The 21097-nt window shown below is 65.0% G+C and carries 18 protein-coding genes; 10 read left to right on the top strand and 8 right to left on the bottom strand.

The annotated features are described in order from the left end of the window. Positions 1 to 45: 45 nt before the first annotated feature. Positions 46 to 417 (bottom strand): hypothetical protein, encoded by a 372-nt coding sequence (locus NY78_RS15245; RefSeq protein WP_043637733.1) that lies wholly within the window; start codon positions 415 to 417, stop codon positions 46 to 48. A 257-nt stretch (positions 418 to 674) separates the two neighbouring features. On the opposite strand from NY78_RS15245, the gene NY78_RS15240 reads away from it, so the two are divergent. Further along, entirely contained in the window at positions 675 to 2549 is a 1875-nt protein-coding gene (locus NY78_RS15240; RefSeq protein ID WP_197084263.1) for a SulP family inorganic anion transporter, read from the top strand. Positions 2550 to 2788: 239 nt separating this feature from the next. Here NY78_RS15240 and NY78_RS15235 read toward each other — a convergent pair whose 3' ends face one another. The 5 genes from NY78_RS15235 to NY78_RS15215 form a co-directional block, all read right to left on the bottom strand. Then, positions 2789 to 3232: a Fur family transcriptional regulator gene (locus tag NY78_RS15235; RefSeq protein WP_043637731.1), complete on the bottom strand. Its 444-nt coding sequence runs from the start codon at positions 3230 to 3232 to the stop codon at positions 2789 to 2791. A 121-nt stretch (positions 3233 to 3353) separates the two neighbouring features. Next, the gene (locus NY78_RS15230) at positions 3354 to 5477 is read right to left on the bottom strand and encodes a chemotaxis protein CheA (protein ID WP_043637729.1); all 2124 of its coding nucleotides are present in this window, start codon (positions 5475 to 5477) and stop codon (positions 3354 to 3356) included. Further along, positions 5467 to 6639, bottom strand: coding sequence for an Hpt domain-containing protein (locus NY78_RS25790; RefSeq protein WP_047960221.1), 1173 nt, complete (start codon positions 6637 to 6639; stop codon positions 5467 to 5469). Before NY78_RS25790 ends, NY78_RS15230 begins: the two co-directional genes overlap by 11 nt. A 17-nt stretch (positions 6640 to 6656) precedes the next feature. Further along, positions 6657 to 7436, bottom strand: a complete 780-nt coding sequence (locus NY78_RS15220; RefSeq protein ID WP_043637727.1) for an ATP-binding protein — start codon at positions 7434 to 7436, stop codon at positions 6657 to 6659. Between the two features lie 5 nt (positions 7437 to 7441). Further along, the gene (locus NY78_RS15215) at positions 7442 to 8590 is read right to left on the bottom strand and encodes a PP2C family protein-serine/threonine phosphatase (RefSeq protein WP_043637725.1); all 1149 of its coding nucleotides are present in this window, start codon (positions 8588 to 8590) and stop codon (positions 7442 to 7444) included. Positions 8591 to 8783: 193 nt separating this feature from the next. On the opposite strand from NY78_RS15215, the gene NY78_RS15210 reads away from it, so the two are divergent. After that, complete coding sequence (locus NY78_RS15210) at positions 8784 to 9248, top strand: hypothetical protein (protein ID WP_197084262.1); 465 nt, start codon at positions 8784 to 8786, stop codon at positions 9246 to 9248. Positions 9249 to 9469: 221 nt separating this feature from the next. Here the strand turns inward: NY78_RS15210 and NY78_RS15205 are convergent, their stop codons facing one another. Next, positions 9470 to 10759: an HDOD domain-containing protein gene (locus NY78_RS15205; RefSeq protein ID WP_043637723.1), complete on the bottom strand. Its 1290-nt coding sequence runs from the start codon at positions 10757 to 10759 to the stop codon at positions 9470 to 9472. 194 nt (positions 10760 to 10953) lie between these two features. Between NY78_RS15205 and NY78_RS15200 the strand changes: the two genes are divergently transcribed. After that, positions 10954 to 11967, top strand: a complete 1014-nt coding sequence (locus NY78_RS15200; RefSeq protein ID WP_043637720.1) for a hypothetical protein — start codon at positions 10954 to 10956, stop codon at positions 11965 to 11967. On the opposite strand, the gene NY78_RS15195 is transcribed toward NY78_RS15200, so the two are convergent. After that, positions 11909 to 12721: a glycosyltransferase family 2 protein gene (locus NY78_RS15195; protein ID WP_043637718.1), complete on the bottom strand. Its 813-nt coding sequence runs from the start codon at positions 12719 to 12721 to the stop codon at positions 11909 to 11911. The two genes, NY78_RS15200 and NY78_RS15195, sit on opposite strands and share 59 nt — an antisense overlap. A 580-nt stretch (positions 12722 to 13301) precedes the next feature. On the opposite strand from NY78_RS15195, the gene NY78_RS15190 reads away from it, so the two are divergent. From NY78_RS15190 to NY78_RS15160, 7 genes are all read left to right on the top strand, one after another. Continuing rightward, positions 13302 to 14993 (top strand): sensor domain-containing diguanylate cyclase, encoded by a 1692-nt coding sequence (locus NY78_RS15190; RefSeq protein WP_043637716.1) that lies wholly within the window; start codon positions 13302 to 13304, stop codon positions 14991 to 14993. A gap of 40 nt (positions 14994 to 15033) precedes the next feature. Next, positions 15034 to 16692, top strand: a complete 1659-nt coding sequence (locus NY78_RS15185) for an ArnT family glycosyltransferase (RefSeq protein ID WP_043637714.1) — start codon at positions 15034 to 15036, stop codon at positions 16690 to 16692. Then, positions 16689 to 17132, top strand: coding sequence for a hypothetical protein (locus NY78_RS15180; protein WP_043637712.1), 444 nt, complete (start codon positions 16689 to 16691; stop codon positions 17130 to 17132). The genes NY78_RS15185 and NY78_RS15180 overlap by 4 nt, the downstream gene beginning before the upstream one ends. Beyond that, positions 17129 to 17665 (top strand): hypothetical protein, encoded by a 537-nt coding sequence (locus tag NY78_RS15175; RefSeq protein ID WP_043637709.1) that lies wholly within the window; start codon positions 17129 to 17131, stop codon positions 17663 to 17665. The genes NY78_RS15180 and NY78_RS15175 overlap by 4 nt, the downstream gene beginning before the upstream one ends. Positions 17666 to 17791: 126 nt before the next feature. After that, a complete protein-coding gene (locus NY78_RS15170; RefSeq protein ID WP_043637706.1) occupies positions 17792 to 19075 on the top strand; it encodes an aminotransferase class I/II-fold pyridoxal phosphate-dependent enzyme in 1284 nt (427 codons plus the stop codon). A gap of 63 nt (positions 19076 to 19138) precedes the next feature. After that, on the top strand, positions 19139 to 20392 hold the full coding sequence (locus tag NY78_RS15165) for an ABC transporter permease (RefSeq protein ID WP_043637704.1): 1254 nt from the start codon (positions 19139 to 19141) through the stop codon (positions 20390 to 20392). Beyond that, a complete protein-coding gene (locus NY78_RS15160) occupies positions 20385 to 21089 on the top strand; it encodes an ABC transporter ATP-binding protein (RefSeq protein WP_043637701.1) in 705 nt (234 codons plus the stop codon). The genes NY78_RS15165 and NY78_RS15160 overlap by 8 nt, the downstream gene beginning before the upstream one ends. Positions 21090 to 21097 lie beyond the last annotated feature (8 nt).

Here is a 21097-nt window from a genome sequence, read left to right as displayed (position 1 = left end):
CACCCCGGCCGCCGGAGGCACTCTTCCCTGCATCATTTCAACGATCTACGCCCGCACCGAGAACATGGACGGGGTCGCGGGTCTGGCTGTGGCAGCGGCGGCGTAGCCGGCCAGGGCCTGCCTGCGGGTCAGGGCGTTGGGCGGCGGCGTTTCTTCCAGGGCCGGCATTTCGGCCAGCTTGGCCACGGTTGCGGCCGCGTCCAGGGTGTCGGCGAACGAGGTCTGGGGGGTCTGGGCCGTGGCCCCGGTGAGGTCGAATTCATAGTCCGTGGCGGTATAGCGCACGGAAAACGGGCCGACGTTGAACCCGGCCTCGCGGTTGACGATCTTGCCGCCGACGTTGGGCACAGCCGAAGCCAGGCGAGACGCCTCGCGCTGATAGGCCCCGATGGGGGATGTGGCGGCAATGGCGGCCATGGGCGGACTCCGGGCGCAAAAGCGCTGCGCGGCGGGGACACGAGCGTGCCTGCCCTCGCGGCCCCGCATCAATCGGGGACCGGCTCCGTCCGTGGAGGAAAGGAATGAAACTGTAAGACGCTTTCCCCGTCGTGGCAAGGGGGCGTGGGAGCGATGGGCGCGGAGGGCGAGGGCGTCGTCTGCTGCAGACCAGCCGGCTTGACCCTGCCGGCTTCCCGGGTATGGTCGCTAGCATACGCCCAGCCCTGGAGACCGGCATGGAACGCTGTGAACTGCCCCGACGTCCGACGTCCCTGGACGCGCTTAAAAAGACCCTGCCCCGGTTCCTGCCGTTTCTTGGCTGGTGGCCGCGGGTCAACCGCCGCACGCTGTCCGCCGACCTGTGGGCCGGGCTGACCGGCGCGGTCATTGTCCTGCCCCAGGGCGTGGCCTTTGCCGCCATTGCCGGGCTGCCGCCCCAGTACGGTCTCTACGCCGCCATGGCCCCGGTCATCGTGGCTGCCCTGTTCGGTTCCTCCTGGCACCTCATCTCCGGCCCGACCACGGCCATCTCCCTGGTCGTCTACGCCAATGTCAGCCAGCTGGCCCTGCCGGGGTCGCCGGACTATATCCGCCTCGTGTTGGCCCTGACCGCCCTGTGCGGGCTGGTGCAGTTCGGCCTGGGACTGGCCCGCCTGGGCGGGGTGGTCAATTTTGTGTCCCATTCGGTGGTGACGGGCTTTACGGCCGGTGCGGCCATCCTGATCGCCACCAGCCAGCTGGGGCATTTTTTCGGGGTCACGCTGCCGCGCGGCGGCTCGTTTCTGGAAACCTGGTTCGCTTTTTTGGGGCAGCTCCCGGCCATAAACGGGACGGTGGCGCTCATTGCCGGGTCCACGCTGGTCCTGGCCATCCTTCTTCGCCGGCTCTGGCCGCGTTCCCCGGCCCTGCTCCTGGCCCTTGTCGGCGGCAGTCTGGTCTGCCAGCTGGTGGACGGGGCCGGACACGGGGCCAAGCTGGTCGGGGCCTTGCCGTCCAGTCTGCCGCCCCTGTCCCTGCCGGAATTTGATCTCGGCACTTTCCGGGTGCTTTTCCCCGGAGCCCTGGCCGTAGCCATGCTTGGCCTGGCCGAGGCCGTGTCCATTGCCCGGGCCGTGGCCGTGCGCTCGGAGCAGACCATCGACAACAGCCAGGAATTTATCGGCCAGGGGCTGGCCAATCTGGTCGGCGGCTTTTTGTCGGGCTATGCCTCGTCCGGGTCGTTCACCCGCACCGGGGTCAATTTCGACGCCGGGGCCAAGACGCCGCTGGCAGCGGTCTTTTCGGCCCTGTTTTTGGCCGCGGTGGTGCTGCTTGTTGCCCCGGCCACGGCCTATCTGCCCATACCGGCCATGGCCGGGGTCATCGTGCTGGTGGCGGCCGGGCTGGTCAATGGCAAGGCCATCCGCCATATCCTGCACACGGACCGCTCGGAAGCCGGGGTGTTGGGGGCGACCTTCCTGGCCACGCTCTTTGTGGCCCTGGAATTTGCCATCTATGCCGGGGTCATGCTGTCGCTTCTGCTCTACCTGCGCCGCACCAGCCACCCGCATTTCATCACCCTGGCCCCGAATCCGGATTCGGCCCACCGCGCCCTGACCAATGTGCGGCGAAAGCCCCTGGCCGAGTGCCCGCAGCTGAAGATTCTGCGCCTGGACGGCTCGATTTTCTTCGGGGCCGTCAACCATATCGCCGAGGAATTGCACCGTCTCGTGGCCAGGAGCCCCGAGCAGTGCCACATTCTGATCCTCGGTTCGGGCATCAATTTTATCGACGCCGGCGGCTGCCACATGCTCTTTCACGAGGCCGGAGCCATGAAGTTGTCGGGGCGGGAGATCTTTTTTTGTTCACTCAAGAGGGAGGTGCTGGAGCTGCTGGAGCGGGGTGGCTGTCTGGACCGCATCGGCAGGCAAAACGTCTTTCCGGACAAGGAATCGGCCATTGCCGGCATTGTGGAGCGGCTCGACCCGGAACGCTGCGCCTGCTGTCCGGCCCGGGTTTTTGCCGAGTGCGCCACGCGGCCGGGCGGCTGGGCGGCTGGGTCCGGGGCAGGGCGCAGCCGAAGCAGGGAGGGGTCGGCCGGGACCGCAGGAACGACTGGAGAGCCGGACTAAGGCCGGGCGGACGGAGAGGCGACGGACCGGAGAACCGCCCGAGACAGCCGCGAACCGGCCGGGAGAGGACCCACAACGTCCGATGGGACAAAGACGGAATTAGCCCGGGGCAACCGCGCACCGACCGGGAGGAATCCCGAGCGGCGGCCGGGTAATTCGCTTCGGCCGGCAGGCCGGACACCAGGCAAGGAGGGCTCTTTCCCCTCAAAAAAACGACCGTAGTGTTGCGGCAGGCCAGCCTAGGCCACGGAGCGCTTTTTGCGGCACTCCGGGCACAGGCCGTAGAGGTAGAGTTTGTGGCCGGTCAGGGCAAAGCCGTGGCGTCGGGCCACGTCTTCCTGCAACTGCTCGATGGCCGGGTCCACGACCTCGACGTTGACGCCGCAGGACTCGCAGATGAGGTGGTCGTGGTGGCTTTGGCCATAGAGGATCTCATAGCGCATGGCCCCGTCGCCGAATTCCACGGCCTTGGCCAGCCCGGAATCGGCCAGGAGCTTGAGCGTGCGGTAGACCGTGGCCTGTCCGATGGACGGGAACTCGGCCTTGACCTTCTGGTAGAGTTCTTCAGACGTGACATGGCCTTTTTCGGCCAGAAAAACGTCAAGAATCTGCCGCCGCTGGGGCGTCATCTTGAGCTTTTGGCGCGCCACGAAATCGGCAAACAGGTCGTACGGATCTTTCATGCGGCAAGGGTCCTCGTCCCACGGATTTCGGCGATTGTAGCGGCCTCGGGGCAAGGGGTCAATGTGTGGGGAAAAATGCCCCAGCGAGCTGGCGACGCTGCCGGCCCGCCACGGTCCGGCCTCACGCAGCCACCCGCTTGACCGAGGCCACCAGGGTCGGCACGTCGAGAATCAGCGACATGGTGCCGTCGCCGTTGATGGTGGCCCCGGAGATGCCCGACACCGAACCGATGTAGTTGCCAAGACTCTTGATCACGGTCTGCTGCTGGCCAAGCACCTGATCCACGGCAATGCCGGCCCGTTCGCCCTCGAAGCGGGTGACCACGATCTGTTCGATGGCCGGCGGCTGGCCGTCGAGTTCAAAGGCCTCGCGCAGCCGGATAAACGGCACGATTTCGCCGCGCAGCTGGATGGTGCGGCCCCGGCCCGAGGCCTCGGCCCGGTCGCGCGGCAGTTCCACGCATTCCTCCACCAGCGACAGCGGGATGATGTACTGGTCCTCGCCGGCCTTGATCTGGAGGCCGTCGATGATGGCCAGGGTGAGCGGCAGCTTGATGGTGATGCGCGTCCCTTTGCCCGGCTCGCTTTGCACGTCGATCTTGCCGCGAAGCGCGTCCATGCTGCGTTTGACCACGTCCATGCCCACGCCCCGGCCCGAGATGTTGGTGATCTTTTCCGCCGTGGAAAAGCCGGGCAGGAAAATCAGGTTGAAGCATTCGCTCTCGGTCAGACGGGTATCGGGCGCGACCAGCCCCTTTTCCACGGCCTTGGCCCGAATCCGTTCGGCGGACATGCCTTTGCCGTCGTCGGTGATGTTGATCACCACCTCGCCGCCGGCGTGTTCGGCCGAGATAACGATTGTGCCGGCTTCGGGCTTGCCGGCGGCCAGCCGTTCCTCCGGGGATTCGATGCCATGGTCGATGCTGTTGCGCAGCAGGTGGACCAGCGGGTCGTTGAGCTGCTCGATGACCGTTTTGTCCAGCTCGGTTTCCCCGCCCTCGGTGACCAGCTCGATGGATTTCTGCATTTCCGAGGACAAATCGCGCACCAGCCGGCGGAACCGGCTGAAGGTGGTGCCAATGGGCAGCATCCGGATGCCAAGCGTATTGTCGCGCAGTTCGTTGGAAAGCCGTTCGATTTCCTCGGCCACGCTGATGAGCGCCGGATGGGTCAGACTGGCGGCCAGCTGGGTGAGCCGGGCCTGGGCAATGACCAGTTCGCCCACAAGGTTGACCAGATCGTCGAGCTTGCCGGCATCCACCCGCAGGCTCTGCATGGTTTCTTTCTTGGCGGCCTGGGGTCTGGCCTCGCCGGCCGGGGGGGAGGCTGCCTTGGCCGTGGCCGCAACCGGGGGGGATGGCGGGGCAGCGGGCGGCTGCACGGGCTTGGCGGCTGCCGTCGACGCGGCCGGCTGGGCTGCCGGTCGGGCCTGGGCCGGGACGCCTTCGGCCCCGGCGGCCGGAAAGACCGGAAGCGGGCCGTTGCCCGGAGTGACAACGACGTCGGCTTGGTTGTCCAGGAATAAAAAGACATCGCGCAGGGTGTTGGCGTCCGGGACCGTGGCGGTGTCGGCGGTCAGGCAGACGTGAAAGCGCAGCCGGCAATCGGCCGGGTCGAGTTCGGCCAGATCCGGCACCCCGGAGACGTCGCAGGTCACTGTGGCCTGGCCCAGGCCCCGAAGTTCGTCGAGGAGCGGCAGCGGGTCGCTACGGGACAGGAAGCCGGGATCGGACGGCGACAGGGTGACGCTCCAGGTGGCCGTGGCCTGGGCGGCCGTGCCTTCGGGATCGTTTTGGCCCAGGTTTGACGCGTCGTCCGGGGCGGCCTGGGGGCTTGGTTCGGGCACGACGGCCTCCTGCGGCGCATCCGGCGTGCGCAGCAATTGCCTGAGCCGGTCCAAAAGCTGCGGGTCTTCCAGGGCGGCCGGGTCGGCTCCTTCGGCCAGCATGGTGGCGAAGCGGTCCTTGGCGGCAAAGGCGGTGTCGAGCAGTTCCTTGCTCACCACCCTCCAGCCGCTGCGGACATGGTCGAACAGGGACTCCAGGTTGTGGGCCAAAGACACCACCGGGGTGATGCCGAACATGTCGCAGGCCCCTTTAAGGGTATGGACGGCGCGAAAAACCCGGTCGACCAGGTTTTTGTCGGCGGGATTTTTTTCCAGTTCGAGCAAGGCCCCGTCGAGTTCGGCGAGGGTTTCGGAGACTTCTTCCTGGAACAGGGCGTGGGTCTCGGCGTCAAATGCCATCCGGTCCTCCGGGAACGCCTGGGCAGGCGGCAAACAGGTGGCCGGGCAGGCCGGCTGCGGCCAGGGCCGCGGGGGTGATCCCGGCCCGTGCGGCAGTGCTGGTCACGACCGGGGAACAGGCGACATGGGTCAGGTCCAGTCCCCGGGCGGCATAGGTCCGGGCGGCGGCGACCAGCACCTGGAGCATGGCCAGATCGCAGGACGGGGGCGCGCCCCAGTCAATGGTGGTGGGCAACCCTTGGGAGAGGGCGGCCAGCAAGGCCTCGCGGGCCGTCCCCGCGTCCGGGGCCTGCCCGGAACCAAGGCGCAGGGAGGCCGTGTCCAGGTCCAGGGACAGCTGCCAGGGACCGAAATCCTGGGCCGCGGCAACCCCGGCCGGGACGGGCGCGGCCGGTGGTTCAGGCAGCGGGAAGGGGTGGATGCGGCTGACGTCCAGGGCAAACAGGTAGCCGATGATGTCCGGCTCGACGATGGAGGCGTAGAGCACGTAAAAGGGAATGCGGTTGACCGGCGGGGCGTCGAGGTCGCCGACGGCGGCCAGTTCCATGCGGCAATCGACGATCAGGCCGCTCGATTCCATGGTGGCGATGACGTCAAAGGGGGTTTTCCCCCGGGCCTGGACGTCGTGGATGAGGTCGTATTCGACGAGGTAGAGATTTTTGCCGCCGCTTGCTCCCTGGCGCAGGGTCAGCGCATCCAGTTCGAAGATGACTTCGCCGCCGGGCAGGGCGACGGGCACGATGGACACGGCCTCGGCCCGCTGTTCGGTGGAAAGATGTTCGGTGGCGATGCCGGACAGGCTGGCCAGGAGTTCGCTGATGTCTTCGGCGTCGCTGGCCGGTCCGGCCTCGACCAGGGCGAGCAGCCGGTCAAAGCCGGTCAGGAGCTGGTTGATGATCCGGGTTTCCGGGACGATCTCGCGGCTGCGGATCATGTGCAGGAGATTTTCCAGGCGATGGGACAGGTCGCGGGTGTTGTTGAGATTTAAAAACCCCGCGCCGCCCTTGATGGAATGGGCAGCGCGAAAGACGGTGTTGACGAGCTCCTCGTCGATGTCGGCTCCGAGCCGGTCCATATCCATGAGGGCCGTTTCGATATTGGCAAGGTGCTCCCGGGTGTCCTCGATGAACATGGCAAGGATTTCGTCATCCATCTGGTCCATGGCGTCTCCGGGCGTTGTTACGCCGGTTGGATGGAAAAATGTTTGTCCAGGCGCATGGTGCGCAACAGCGTGGCCAGATCCGGGCTGACATGGGCCAGGATAAGCCGTTCGCCTTTTTTGGACAGGGTGTTGTGCACGGCAATCAAAAGGCCGATGCCAACGGAGTCGACGAGTTCCACCCGGGTCAGATCAATGACCAGGGGGCCGGTGAGCTGCTGCATGATTTCCTTGCAGCGCGCCCGCAAGTCATCGGCCACAGAGGCCACGATGTCTCCGGCCGGCGTCAGGATGGTGCAGCCGTCGCTGATACTGATGTCGTGCATGGGCGGGCTCCAAGCGGTGTTGTCCCCGGCGTCTTTGGGGGGGGTGGCGGGACCCCGCAGGCCGGAGACGGCCTTGGTCAGGGTCACCTGGTTGCCGGCGGCATTGAAACGCACGTCGTCGGCGTAAAGGGTCAGGATGGTGAGTCCCCGGCCGCTGGTGGCTTCGGGCGGGGGCGGTTTGGCCAGGCCCGAGCGCCAGTCGAAGCCCGGTCCCTGGTCGGCCACGGTGATGGTGAGACGGCCGTCGGCGGCGGTGACGTCGAGGGTCACCTGGCGCAGGGGATCGGAGCGGTTGCCATGGATGACGGCGTTGAGCAGGGCTTCGCGCAAGAGCAGTTTGACGTCGAAAAGGCTCCCCGAGACGTTTCTGCCGGTAATGAACCGCACGGTTTCGTCCACGGCCCGATCCAGCAGCGCCAAGCTGGCCGAGAAGCGGAAGGTGCGGCCTCCCGGGAAGGATTCGATTTCGAACATGGCCGTCAGACCTCGATGCCCATGAGGACGACGTCGTCCTGGGGGCGGCCGGCTCCTTCGAGCGTGGTGTTGGCGATGGCGTCCACAGCAGCGTCAAGAGGCAGATGGGCGGTGTCCCGGCAGGCGGCGACCAGGGCGGCCAGACCTTGGCTGCGGCCCCGGGCGTTCTCGCCAAAGCGTTCGATCAATCCGTCGGTATAGAGAAACAGGCGGTCGCCGGGCGACACGGCGCGCTCGATCTGGCCGCATTGGACCGCCTCGAACACCCCGAGCACGTCGCCGTCGGCGACCAGCAGTTCGGCCTCGCCCGGGCCGGTCACGAGGATGGGGGCGGGATGGGCGGCGTTGACCAGGGTCAGGCGGGAACGGGTGCGGTTTACGAAAACCAGGGCGGCGGTGAGATGTTTGCCGTCGCGCAGGAGGGTGGTAAGGACGCTGTTCATGTTTTTAAGCGTCTCCACCGGGGAATAGAGCGGGTTGGCGTTCTGGCGCACCAGGGCCTTGAGCGAGGAGGTGACAAACGAAGCGCCGAGATCGTGGCCTGAAATGTCGGCCACGAAATAGACCATTTCTGCGTCGCTCCAGGGAAACACGTCGTAGAAATCCCCCCCGGCCTCCAGGACCGGCACGTAGCGGACGGCGAAATTGGCTTCCGGGATGTCTGCGGGGGAGACGAGAATGGATTGCTGGGCGTCGCGGATCTGGGCCAGTTTGGCCGCCTGTTCGGCCAGAAGCGCCCGCAGGCCCTGGCGCAGGCGGATATGGATCTTGACCCGGGCCAGCACCTCCTCCCGGGCAAAGGGCTTGGCGACATAGTCGACCGCCCCGAGCTTGAGTCCCCGGACCTTGTTTTCCACGTCGTCGAGGCCCGAAATAAAAATAATGGGGATATCGGTGGTGGCCGGATCGGCCGTGAGCCGGGTGCAGGTTTCAAAGCCGGATTCGCCGGGCATCATGATGTCGAGGATGATGAGGGCGGGTTGCTCCCGGGCGGCCAGCGCACGCCCCATGGGACCGGACGAAGCGCGAAGCGGCGTGAACCCGGCCTCCTTGAGCATCCAGGCCAGGGTTTCGACGTTGATCGTCTCGTCGTCAATAATGAGGACTCGGGGCGGCCGGGCAGCGGCCTGCGCCCCGATAAGCTGGTTTTTCATGTCTGTCCGGTCGGGGACGCCCGCTGCGGGCGGCGCGCTGGTTTCTGCAAAACGCATTGCCTCACAACCTGTCAACCAGTATGACGTTTTCCGGGACGCTTGACAACGAGGCCGGCGTCCTTTTTGTTGGCGGTCTTCCGGCGTCATCAAGACCCGGGACGGCCGGCCCGGACGGCCCGACACGAGGCGGACAATGCAAGACGGTTTGGAACGGTTTTGGAAGTTTGTGATCAAACGGCATCAGGGCCTCGGCATCGTCGCCCTGTGGGTTATAAGCCTTTTGCCCGGGCTTATCGTCTCCCTGCGCAAGGGCGATCCCTGGCACGCCACGGCCGTGGTCATGGCCATTCAGCTCTTGGCTTCCTTCGGCTCCATTACGCTCTTTGGCGTGGTGGCCCAGATCATTTGTTACAAGTACATCGAGTCGGTGGAAGTGCACGACCGGATGATGGACGGCCTTTTTTTCGGGTTCCACGCCGGGATGATCCTGTGGGTGGGCTACGGCTTTTTCCATATCCTGTTTGGCCGCAAGATCATCGGCAACGTCAATGATCTGGTGGCCATTTTCGGGGTGAGCTGTATTGGCAGCTGCATTCTCGGCATTGCCATCGGTTTTCTTGTGGGCAAACTGCGCGACGGCAATTCGAGCATCGTCTAGCGGCGTTGTTCGAATCCTGGTGGATTGTACGCCCCGGCCGGCTCCCTGTTGTGGAGCCGGCCGGGGCGTTTGTCGTTTGGGGGAAGCGCCCGGACGGGCCTGGCCGGGACAGCGGCTGGTCGTCTGGGAGGCGCGCGACGTGCCGGGCCAAGCGGCGGCGGCCGGCTGGGCTTTGGGCGAGACGATGCGGCCGGTTGCCGGCCCTGGGCCTTCCGGCCGGCTCAGGCCTCGTCTGGCAGGAACACGTTGATGAGCTCGGTGGCCTGGATGTCGGCGGCGGCCACGGCCTTCCCCAGGCGTTCCTGGGTCAGGCCCAGCGTGACCCAGGCCGGCGGCGACAGGGGCGGCACGTAGACTTCGCCGCTGGAGCCAAGAAGCAGGGCGTTGGTCGCGGCGTCGGCGACGTGGATCATGGCCGGCATGAGCTGGCCCATGGGCGTGGCCCCGCCGTGGTGATGGCGCACGGCCCGTTCCAGGTTTTCCGGGAAACGCCAGCGCCGCAGCAGCATCCCGCCGAGGGTGGCGTGGTCAAAGCCGAGCATGGCCCGTTCGGCGTCACGCAGGGCGATGCCCTCGTTGCGGGCTTTGGCCAGGACATGGGCGGCATGGCGGGGCAGGTTGCGGTAGAGCACCAGCCGGCCCACGTCATGGAGCAGCCCGGCGACAAACAGCCGCTCCACTTCCAGATCGGCCCCGTTGTCGGCCGTGGCCGGCACGAGGTTGGAGGCGATGATGCCGCAGCCGATGCTGTGCTTCCAAAACGACCGCATCTCCACCAGCCTTTCGGGCAGATCCTTGAAAATGCCGATGACCGAGATGCCAAGGGCCAGGGTGGTCAGCTGGCGGCTGCCGACAATGGTCACGGCCCGGGACAGGGTGTCCACTTTGACAGGAAAGCCGTAAAAGGCGCTGTTGACCAGTTGCAGCAGTTTGGCCGAAAGGCTCACGTCCTTGCCGATGGCGTCGGCCGCTTCCTTGGCCGTGCTGTTGGGGTCGTGCAGCACATCGCTTATGCGCACGAAGACGTCGGGCAGGGAGGTCAGCTTGGGGTCGGATTCGATGATGGCCATGGGCCCGGGGGCCGGGGTATCCGGCGCCGGCGGCAGGGTCTCCGGGTCCACGGGACCGGGCAGATCCAGACAATGGGGGCCGCGACAGGCCAGTAGGCCGGCGGCCCGGGGCAGGGCCACGGAAAAAAGGGCCGCCTGGCCGGTTTCCTCAAGATCGGTACGGGCAAAGCGCGGGGCCAGGGCCTTGGCGGCGGCGCTGAGGTCAAGGGGCGTGTCCTCGGGCGGCTGGGCGAGGTTTTCCGTCATCTGGTCCGGCTCGTCCTGGCTGGACAAGGCGACCCAGGCCACGCCGTCAAGCACCCGCCAGGACGGCAACAGGGCCACATGGCGCAGGGTGAGGATCGTGCCGCGCGGCAACAGCAGAATGCCGTCGTCGCGGCGAAGGTCTTCGGCCAGCCGCATATCCGGCCGCAGGGCATCAAGGGAAAGGCGTTGCTTCATGGGCTGGCTCGGTCCTGGTCACAGCGGTCCTGTCGTCATGTTAACAAAAAGTCCTGGAAGAAAAATGTCAAGGAAAAGCCAAAGACTCTCGCCGTCAGGCCGGCCATGCAAGGATGACGCCAGCCTGACGCGGGGCTGAGATTGTTGCTGCGCCCCGGCCCCCCTGCCGCTAGAATAGGCCGCAAGGAGCACCCATGGGAAAGAAACCGCTTGCTGTCGTCATAAGCCTCGATGTGGAGGAAGAGGGCCTTTTTTCCGGAACCTATCCCCGGGAGGGCGCGGGCCTGTCCAATATTGTCGAGTTAAAACGTCTGGAATTTCTTCCCGACGCCTTCGGGCTGCCGCTGACCTATCTGTGCGATTATCCGGTGCTGTCCGACGGGCCAAGCCGCGACATCCTGGCCGGGCTTCTCGCCCGCCACGGCGGGGAACTCGGGGCGCATCTGCATCCCTGGAACACGCCGCCCTTTCCCGACCTGCCCTGGCCCGAACCGGTGAGCACGGCCGTCATGCCGACTGGACTCTTCCGGGCCAAGCTTGACAGCCTGCAAGCGGCGGTGCGGGACTTTGCCGGCCAGCCGGCCGTGTCGTTTCGCATGGGCCGCTGGAATCTGTTTCGCCGGGCCATGGCCGAACTGCCCGGGGCCGGCTTTCTGGTCGATTCCAGCGTTGCCCCCCTGCGCCATGTGCCGGGCGGGCCGGACCATTTTCTGGCCCCGTGCGATCCCTACTGGGTGCGCCCCGGCGCTCCGGAAGATCCCGACGCCCCGCGACTGCTTGAAGCCCCGACCACCCAGGCGCCGCTGGTGCCCGGCAGTCCTGGGCTGGCCTACGCCCTGGCCGGGCGGCTGCCGGCCTGGCGCGACGCCCTCTTGGGCGGCTTTATGAAAACACTGGTCCTGGGGGTCAATCCGGTCTGGATGCCTGAGGCCACCATGCGTTTGGCCGCCCTGGCCCATGCCCGGCGCGGCGGGCGGGTGCTCACCCTGTTCTGGCATTCCTCGGAACTGCTCCCGGGCGGCAGCCCGCATTTCCCGGACCGGGCGGCAGTGGACGCCTTTGTGGCGAAGGTCCGCCGCTTTGCCGGATGGCTGCGACGGACCTTCGAGGTGACGGGGACGACCCTGGGCGAACTGGCCGGACCGGGCTTTAGTTGGCCGGCGTGCAGCCCGGAGTCTCGTCGGAATAGTACTCGGGATTGGGGCTAGACAGGCCGCGGCCGTTCTTGTCGAAGATGGCGTACTGCTTGTAGCCGAGTTTTTGCAGGCGGAACTGCATCGAGGTCTCAAGGACGCCGATGCCGTAGGTGCAGCTGCGGCGGAAGTTGATGGACGAGGCTTCCTCGAAGTACTTCGTCGGGCAGGACACCTCGCCGATGCGGAAGCCGAAATAGACCGACTGGGCCAGCATCTGGTTGTCGAAGACGAAGTCGTCGGAATTTTCCCACAAAGGCAGCTTCTCCAGCACTTCCCGGGAAAAAGCCCGGTAGCCGGTGTGGTATTCCGACAGCTTGGCCGACATGAGCAGGTTCTGGGACAGGGTCAGGAAGCGGTTGGCGACGTACTTGTAAAGGGGCATCCCGCCGCCAAGGGCCGTGCCGCCGAGAATGCGCGAGGCAATGGCCACGTCGTATTCGCCGCAGGTGATGAGGTTGGCCATGGCCGGGATGATTTTCGGCGTGTACTGGTAGTCGGGGTGGACCATGATGACCACGTCCGCGCCGGTTTTAAGGGCCTCGACGTAGCAGGTCTTCTGGTTGCGGCCGTAGCCCCAGTTTTGCTGGTGGCGAAAGCAGCGCAGACCAAGGGCCTTGGCCTGGTCGATGGTGCTGTCCCGGCTGCAGTCGTCAACGAGGATGACCTCGTCCACAATGTCCTTGGGCACCTCGGCGTAGGTACGTTCCAGGGTGGAGGCCGCATTGTAGGCGGGCATGACCACCACCACTTTTTTTCCGTTCATCATGGGCGTTCGCTCCAGGGGGGTCGCCGAATCGAGGGCGAAACGGCGGGATGCGCCGCGATGAAATGAGTGTTCGCGGCCAAACGTGGAACTAATCCTGAAATTGGGTGGCCTGTCAACTGTCGTCGGCGGGAGATTGGCGCAAAACAGGGCCGGGGGGCGTGCAATTCCGGCTGGTTGCCGTTGTGCTGAAATTTCCTGTCCTGCCCGTCTCTGCCGGGCGGCGCGGGCATTCTCCGGGATGACTCCGGACTTTCGCCCGCCCTGTCTCCCCCTGTCTGCTTTCAATGTCTTGAGCGCCGGCATCGTGACCCGGCCAGTTTGTCCGATTGGCAACAGCCGGAGGGGCGGGAGCTGTGCCGCGTTGGCGGCGTGGATGCAACTTGGGGTTCAGAGCTGTAAGTGCAGAGCTGTGGAAATAGTTTATTTTTAAATGTAATGTCAAAAAGAAAGTATTTCGCAAAGAGTAGGGCAGTATTGCGATAAAATGCTTGTTCGTTCCAATGGAAACATGTACAAGGCCGAGGTTCAACGGTGTGGCAGGCGGCATATTCTTTCATGAGGCATGGAGCTCTACTCTTTCATGTCGAGAATTTCATTTTTAAATGGCATATATTCCAAAATAATGGCCGTCTTTCTGGTGGCCATTGTGCCGTTGGTCCTTGTCCAGATCTGGCTTTCAGTCGCCATGCGCCATGATGCCCTGGAGCATGGGCGCAGTCTGCTGCATCGAGCCGCCTCGGATGCTGCGGCCGGCCAGGATGCCGTGGCCGGGCAGTTGCGTCAGCTCTTGTCCGATGCTGCGGCCGAGCCAGCCCTTATGGCCATGGACATGGACGCTGCCGATGCCGTGTTGCAGCGTCTGGTCGAAGAGACGTCGGCCATCGGCAATGCCTTTGTCTGTGATCTGGCCGGCAATGTGACGGCTTCGGCCAAAAAACCGTTTGCCGGCGTACGTTCCGACCGCCGCCGGTATTTTCTTGAGGCCTTGCGCCAGGGCGGGTTTGTGGCCGGCGATTTTGCCGTGGCCCGAGTGTCGGGCGGCCCGTCCATCCATTTTGCCCAGCCTATCAGAAATCGGTCCGGCCAGGTGGTCGGAGTCCTGGGCGTGGCCGTGCCCCTTGCCTGGTATCAGCAGCTCTTTGGGACCCTTGACGTGCCCAGTGGGGCCTTTCTGGCCTTTTTCGATGTTGCGGGCGTGCTCCTGGCCCGCTTTCCGCCGACGCAATCCATCCAGTCCGGGGATCGCTTTGAGGCCCTCTTTCAGGGCCAGTTTTCCTGGCAGCAGGATTCCGGTTCCTTTGTCATTCCCAGTCCGGACGGGGTCGAGACGCTTTACGCCTACAAGATCCTGCATCTGGGCAAGGGGGCGGCAGACCCCTACGGCGTCATGTTCGTCGGTATCCCCATGCCCCAGGCCCTGGAGGAGGCCCGCGACCGGATGTTGGCCACGGCGGCTGTCTCGGCCGGGTCTGTCGTCCTGGCCGTGTTGCTGGCTGCGGTGTTGTGCCGGGCGGCCATCGTCAACCGGCTGACCGTGCTGGCCGGCTTTGCCGCCTCCCTGGGCCAGGACCGGGTCTGCCTGCTGCCGCCGCGTTTCGGAACGGATGAGATCGCCCAGCTTGGCCGGCGCATGGTGGAGATGTCCTTATCCCTGCATGAAAAAAATGAGCATCTGGCCGCGGCCATGACCAGCCTCGGCCTGGAACGCGATGCCTTGGCCAGGGCTGTGGAAGCGTTGCGCCAGGCCAAGGAGGAACTGACGCGGCGGGCGGATTACGACGAGCTGACGGGACTGCGCAACCGCCATTGCTTTTTTGAGCGGCTGCGGGACGAGATGGCCCGCCTGCGCCGCTACGGCACGCCGTTTTCCCTGGCCATCCTGGATATCGACGACTTCAAGCAGATAAACGATAGCTGCGGCCACAGCGCGGGCGACGCGGTGCTGCGCGCCCTGGGCCAGACCCTGGGGGAGACCCTGCGCGACGTGGACGAGGCCTACCGGGTGGGGGGCGAGGAATTTGCCCTGGTGCTGCCGGCCACCGCCAGCGGCCAGGGCTTCCAGGTGGCCGAACGGGTGCGTCTGGCCGTGGCCGGGCTGACGGTCCCGTTTGGCCGCGAGTCGCTCCGTTGCACCGTCAGTCTGGGGTTGGCCGAGGCAGACGCGGGGGTGGATGCGGAAAAGGACCTCTTCGCCGCCGCCGATCGGGCGCTCTATGCCGCCAAGGCCGCCGGCAAGAATTGCAGCCGCCTGGACCCCGGGGCGCACGGCTAGGCTTTACAAGACGGCCGGGCTTCAGTACCGAAGGCGGGCCATGCCGCATACCCAGACGACAGCCGGACCGATTCCGGTCGAACCGGCCTTTGGCCCCTCCGCACACGGTTTTCAAATGAACTGGGGACTGGCTGCCGTGCTGGCCCTGGCCGCTTTCCTTTTGTTCTTCAATCTCGGGCAGCGGCCCTTTTGGCAGGACGAGGCCGAGACGGCCTGTCTGGCCAAAAATGTCCTGGCCACCGGTCTGCCCTACGCGAGCGACGGCATAAACGTCGTGTCCCAGGAAGAGGAACGCGAGTTCGACAAGGTCGGCGGCTACCTCTGGCGCTGGTCCCCCTGGATTCAGATCTATATGCAGGCAGCCGGCTTCACCGTGGGCGGCCTGAACGCCGCCGCCGGCCGGGCGCCCTTTGCCCTGGCCGCCCTGCTGGCCGTCTTCTGGACCTACCGGCTGGTGGCCCGCCATTTCGGCGACCGCACCTGGGCGCTTTTGGCCGCAACCCTTTTGACGCTGTGCGTGCCCTATCTGCTCATCGGCCGACAGGCCCGCTACTACGCCCCGGGGACGCTCTTTGTCCTGTGGACGCTGGACGCCTTTCTTTCCGACTGGCAGCGCCGCACCGGGCCGCTTGTGGCCATGTTTGTCGGCATGATTCTGCTTTTTCATGCCAACTATCTGCTTTTTTTAAGTTTTGCACCAACGGCCCTGGCTGCGGCCCTGTTCGTTTTCCCGGAGAAGTTCCATCTGCGCCGGCTGGCCGTCCTCACCGGGGCCACCCTGGCCGTGGCGGTGGTCCCGGGCATCCTGCTCTATCGCATCGGCCGGCAAAGCGGCATGTTCGACATTTTGCTCGTGCCGGAAAACCTCATGCTCTATTTCGCCGACCTGTCGATGTTTTGCATCCCGCTCCCGGTCTCGGCCTATCTGGCCTGGCGCTGGCGGCGGTTTTTCACCCGCCTGGAGCGTCCGGCCGATCCGGGCGAGCGGTTCGTGCTTTTTTCCGCCGTCCTTATCATCCTGAGCCTGCTTTTCCTTGGCATCGTGCCCCAGCGCTTTTTCCGCTACATCGCCCATCTGCTGCCGCTGTGCGCCATTTTGCTGGCGTTTTGCGTGCGCCGGCTGTGGGATTTTTCCAAAGTCTCGGCGGCCATGCTCTTTTTCCTGTTGGCCCTGACCAACTGGCTGGCCGTCTATCCCATGGAACGGCTGAAAATCGTCAACCGGCCCTGGCAAAACGATTTCCGGATGCTCACCTCGGACAATTTCCCGATCAAGCTCTTCGTCACCGAACTGGTGTGCGGCTATCCCGACGTCAACACGGCCATCACCGGTTTTTTTGCAGCGCATGCGCAGCCCGGGCAGACCATCGTGGCCGAATACGGCGACCTGCCCCTGCAATTTGCCCTGACCGGCGTTCGGGTGCTCGGCGGCCTGCAGGGGCCGGTGCCGCCGGACACGCGCCCGGACTGGGTGCTGCGTCGCCGGGTGGTCCGGGTCAACCGCGACCGGTTCCTGTTCGGGGCCAGGGAGTTCACCGACACCCTGGATTTTGCCCGCGACTATGAGCGCGTGCCCTTGCCCTTCCCGGACGAGACCTTCGGCAACCGCACCGACGACCCCAACCATCATTATTTCATCCCGGTGGAGGCTCCGCAAAAGGAGCTGGAGATCTGGCGGCGCAAGGAGGCTTCCAAGTGAGGTTCCCCCTGTCCCGCGAGACCATCGTGCGCCTGCTGCTCCTCCTGGCCCTGGGCGGCACCATCTACAAAGGCTTCATGAAGACGCCCGAGGCGGCCAGCCATCTGACGCCAAAGTCTTTTTTTGACGGGCTGGTCAACGACGGCGAAAATACCGCCATCATGAAGGAGCGCCACCGCGACGTGCTGGAAGCCACGGACAAGGCGGTCCGGGTCCGCCTGGAGGAACTGCGCTTGGGCCTGTATAAGCCGGCCCCGGGGTCCCTGGTGTCCGAGGAGTCGCTCGTGCGGGCCATCCGCAAGGACGAGGCCACCCGGGCCAGGGCGACCGACGACGAACTGCGGGCCATGGAAAAACTTGAGCGGGCCAGACGCCTGGAAGCCGCCGGCTGGCGCATGGGCCTCCTGTCCTGCCCCCCGGCCGGGGAGGGCCGGCCGTGAGTCTTTTCGGGCGCATCCTGCGCATTTTTTCCCTGTGTGCCGTGGCCGTGGTCCTGGCCGGCGTCGGGGCGCTCATCTGGTTCGGAGCCTGGTACTATCCGGCCCTGGGGCTGGCCGGCATTCCCAAGGACGGCTACCGCCAGGCCATGGATATTGCCGCCCGGGGCATGACCGCCACCGACGGGCTGGCCTTTGAGGACTTCGATTTTCTCAAGTACCGGGAAGTGGCGCGCGGCGGCGAGGCCTATGCCTGGGGAGCGGCCCGGTGCAAGGCGGCGGACGGGTCCACGACCTTTTACTGGGTGTACCTGGAGTGGAGCAAGAAGCGGGGCCAGTGGCTTCGCAACTACAGCCTGGAGCTGGCCGCCCCGGACGACGAGATCTATTTCACCCGCCAAAATCCCGGCCAATTGGGCCGGGCCCGGCTGGCCGGCGGCAAGCTGCTTGGGCAGCTGGCCTCCCGGGTGCGCGAGGCCCTGGCCGCCCGGTCGGCCGCGGCTGCCCGCCGAGGCTTGCAAAGCCCTGATCTTTGACGTATTGGCCGTTGTTCCCGGCCGATATGCGGGAACCGGCATGGCCAAAAGGCCGACGATACGGCTGGCGATTTCTGCCCAACCCGAGCCGTCGTTTCCAAACCACGCGAGGAATCAACGAACGCCATGAGACTGCGCCAACGCTGCGATCAATTCAATGCCCTGCACTCCCAGATTTCGGCCCAGGGCATCAATCCCTATTTTCGCCCCATTGCCAAGTCCTGGGGCGCCGAGGTCGAGATTGCCGGCCAGCGCCTGGTCATGATCGGCTCCAACGACTATTTAGGCTTCAGCCATGATCCCAGGGTCATGGACGCCTCGGCCAAGGCCGTCTACCAATGGGGCACCGGTCCTGGCGGCTCCCGCTTTTTAAGCGGCAACATGGTGCTGCACCACCTGCTGGAAGAACGTCTGGCCGCCTTTGTGGGCAAGCGCAACGCCGTGGTCCATGTCACCGGTTTCAGCACCAACCTGGGCGTCCTGGGCGTGTTGGTCATGCCGAGCGACACCGTGCTGTGCGACCGGGAGAACCACGCCAGTATTTTCGAGGGCGTGAAAAACACCAAGGCCCGGCTGGCCACTTTCGCCCACAACGACGCCGCCCACGCTCTGGCGCGGGTGGAGGCCATCAAGGCGAACCGCCCGGACAACGACCTGTTCCTGGTCACCGAGGGCGTGTTCAGCATGTCCGGCGAGCTGGCCCCCCTGGATGCAATCGCCGCAGTCAAAGACGCCCATCCCGACGTGATCTTCTACCTCGACGACGCCCATGGCCTGGGCGTGTTCGGCCGGGGCGGACGCGGCAGCGCCGATCATTTCCGCATCACGGACAAGGTCGATTTCATCATGGGCACGTTTAGCAAGTCCATGGCCTCCATCGGCGGATTTATCGCTTCCGACGACGAGGACATGCTGCGCTATCTGCGCTACCAGTCGCGCACCCAGATTTTCTCTGCCGCCCTGCCGGCGGCCAACACCGTGGCCGTACTCACCTGCCTGGACATCCTTGAGCGCGAACCCGAGCGCGTGGACCGGCTCCACGAAGTCACCGGACGCATGCGCCAGGCCTACAAGTCTATCGGTCTGCGCATCGGGGCCTCGTCGTCGCCGATCATCCCCATCATCATCGGCTCCGATGAGAAGGCCTTCCAGTTCTCCCAGGCCCTGTTTGAAGCCGGGGTCTTTGCCTTGCCGGCCGTGTACCCGGCCGTGCCGCGCGGCCAGGCCCTGATCCGCACCGCCTATATGAGCACCCACCAGGACCGTCAGCTCGATTTCGTGCTTGACGTCCTGGAAAAGCTGGCCAAGCAATTCCGCATCCGGGAATGCGACCTCGACGACGAGCCGACCTATGCCGCAGGCGACGAGGAAGGCGAAGCCGGGGCCAAGGCCAAAATGTCTTACTTGTAAGCGAGACGTCCCGGCGCGAGGGGATGTTTATGATCTGGACGCCCTGCGTCCGGGCGATTTGATATGGCCATAGGAAAACGGAAAAAAATCACTGTTGCCGAGCTCGACCGTATCCGCCGTCGCGGAGCTGGTCCGCTTCGGTACTATGATCTCGTGCGCGTCAGCGTGCGCGAGGTTTTGCGCAAGCGTCGCCGCTACATCGGCGTCCTTGCCTCCATTGCCCTGGGCATGGCGGGATTCATCGTCATCATCACCATGGGCAACGACCTGAAAAAGAACTTCAACAACGACCTTGACCTGCTCGGCGGCGCGACCATCATCAACTCCATGTTCGAGCAGGCCCAGCTCGAACGCCAGGAATGGTTCCGTCCGCGCACCCTGGAGGCCATCGGCCGTATTCCCGGGGTGACCGACACGACCAAGGTGGCGCTCAAGGCCGGGGCGGTGACCACCTGGCACGACCGGCTCTACGGGTTCAACCTCGTCGGCTGCGAGGCCAACTATTGGAAGGTCTTTTCGTTTAACGCCGCGGTCGGGCGTCTGCTGGACCAGCGGGACGTGGACGAAGGCGCCCGGGTGTGCGTGGTCGGCGCGGATCTGGCCCGTCAGATTTTCGGCGGAGAAAAGGAAGGTCTCGGCCAGACGCTGTCCATCGACGACAATCTCTACTCCGTGGTCGGCATCCTCGGCGGCGTGCGCGCCGGCGACCGCAGCCAGTTCGTCTTTTTGCCCATCACCACGGCCCGGGCCAGGGTGGTCGGCATCTCCCAGCCCTACAGCGCCTATATTCGCTGCGCCACCTGGGATGACGTGGCCCCGGTTTCGGCGGCCATCCCCGGCGTGGTCAGGGCCAACCAGACGGATCGGGGACTTCGGGTCAACGTGGCCTGGGAGCCGCTGAAGCAGGTGCAGCGGATTTTTTGGTGGGTGGAGCTTTTCATTTACAGCTCCATCGTCGCCACCATGATCCTCGGCGGCTTTGGCATCTGGAACATCATGATGGCCACCGTGACCAGCCGTACCCGGGAAATCGGGCTCAAAAAGGCCATGGGCGCGCTTGACTCCGACATCCTCTACCAGTTTCTTTTCGAGGCCCTGTGCGTGACCCTGTCCTCGTCGGTTTTCGGCGTCATCCTGGGGCGCATCGGCATCGAATACATGAGCCGGATGCTCGGCTCCAGTCCGCCCGAGGGCCTGTTCGTGATCTGTTTGCTCATGGGACTGGGCTTCGCCGCCGTCCTTGGCGTCGGGGCCGGCCTTTATCCCTCCATCCGGGCCAGCCGGATGCAGGTCGTGGATGCCATGCGCTATGAGTAACGTCTACGACATCGCCGACGACAATGCCCTTGTCATCGACATCAATCATCTGACAAAGAACTATAATACCGGCGCGGGCGACATCACGGTCTTAAAAGACGTCAACCTCCATGTGCGCCGGGGCGAGATGGTGGCGGTCATGGGGCCGTCCGGGTCGGGTAAATCCACCTTGCTGTTCATCCTCGGGCTGTTTCAGCCGCCAAGCACCGGCGGCTACAAGGTGGCCGGGGTGGACGTCTTGTCCCTGTCGCGTGACCAGCAGGCCATCTTTCGCCGGGAAATGCTCGGATTTGTTTTTCAGACCTGTGACCTGCTCGAAAACTCGACCGTGTACGAGAACCTGGAGTTGCCGTTGATCTACGCCGGCGTGCGCCGCAGGGAGCGGCCCGACCGGATTCGCGAGGCCCTGCGCATGGTCAACCTGGAACACCGGATCACCCAGCCGTCCAACCGGCTCTCGGGCGGCGAGCGGCAGCGGGTGTCCATTGCCCGGGCTCTGGTCAACGAACCGGAGTTTATTTTGGCGGATGAGCCGACCGGGCAGCTTGACCGGGAAAACAGCCTCCGTGTATTAGAGTACTTTACGAAGATTACGGAAGAAGCCAGGACGGCCATGGTCGTGGTCACCCACGATAACATGACCGCTGAACATTGTACGAGAAAATGCGTCCTGACGGACGGGTATTTAAACGGGTAACGCTCGAC

The sequence above is a fragment of the Desulfovibrio sp. TomC genome (assembly GCF_000801335.2).
Lineage (GTDB): Bacteria > Desulfobacterota > Desulfovibrionia > Desulfovibrionales > Desulfovibrionaceae > Solidesulfovibrio.
This window is presented reverse-complemented; position numbering and strand designations above follow the sequence as displayed.

What these genes read in the sequence shown, in the direction of transcription:
- NY78_RS15245 (WP_043637733.1), bottom strand. Translation starts at nt 417, where the DNA reads ATGGCCGCCATTGCCGCCACATCCCCCATCGGGGCCTATCAGCGCGAG.
- NY78_RS15170 (WP_043637706.1), top strand. Translation starts at nt 17,792, where the DNA reads ATGAGACTGCGCCAACGCTGCGATCAATTCAATGCCCTGCACTCCCAG.
- NY78_RS15195 (WP_043637718.1), bottom strand. Translation starts at nt 12,721, where the DNA reads ATGATGAACGGAAAAAAAGTGGTGGTGGTCATGCCCGCCTACAATGCG.
- NY78_RS15210 (WP_197084262.1), top strand. Translation starts at nt 8,784, where the DNA reads ATGCAAGACGGTTTGGAACGGTTTTGGAAGTTTGTGATCAAACGGCAT.
- NY78_RS15215 (WP_043637725.1), bottom strand. Translation starts at nt 8,590, where the DNA reads ATGAAAAACCAGCTTATCGGGGCGCAGGCCGCTGCCCGGCCGCCCCGA.
- NY78_RS15220 (WP_043637727.1), bottom strand. Translation starts at nt 7,436, where the DNA reads ATGTTCGAAATCGAATCCTTCCCGGGAGGCCGCACCTTCCGCTTCTCG.
- NY78_RS15240 (WP_197084263.1), top strand. Translation starts at nt 675, where the DNA reads ATGGAACGCTGTGAACTGCCCCGACGTCCGACGTCCCTGGACGCGCTT.
- NY78_RS25790 (WP_047960221.1), bottom strand. Translation starts at nt 6,639, where the DNA reads ATGGACCAGATGGATGACGAAATCCTTGCCATGTTCATCGAGGACACC.
- NY78_RS15160 (WP_043637701.1), top strand. Translation starts at nt 20,385, where the DNA reads ATGAGTAACGTCTACGACATCGCCGACGACAATGCCCTTGTCATCGAC.
- NY78_RS15185 (WP_043637714.1), top strand. Translation starts at nt 15,034, where the DNA reads ATGCCGCATACCCAGACGACAGCCGGACCGATTCCGGTCGAACCGGCC.
- NY78_RS15235 (WP_043637731.1), bottom strand. Translation starts at nt 3,232, where the DNA reads ATGAAAGATCCGTACGACCTGTTTGCCGATTTCGTGGCGCGCCAAAAG.
- NY78_RS15200 (WP_043637720.1), top strand. Translation starts at nt 10,954, where the DNA reads ATGGGAAAGAAACCGCTTGCTGTCGTCATAAGCCTCGATGTGGAGGAA.
- NY78_RS15205 (WP_043637723.1), bottom strand. Translation starts at nt 10,759, where the DNA reads ATGAAGCAACGCCTTTCCCTTGATGCCCTGCGGCCGGATATGCGGCTG.
- NY78_RS15230 (WP_043637729.1), bottom strand. Translation starts at nt 5,477, where the DNA reads ATGGCATTTGACGCCGAGACCCACGCCCTGTTCCAGGAAGAAGTCTCC.
- NY78_RS15165 (WP_043637704.1), top strand. Translation starts at nt 19,139, where the DNA reads ATGGCCATAGGAAAACGGAAAAAAATCACTGTTGCCGAGCTCGACCGT.
- NY78_RS15190 (WP_043637716.1), top strand. Translation starts at nt 13,302, where the DNA reads ATGTCGAGAATTTCATTTTTAAATGGCATATATTCCAAAATAATGGCC.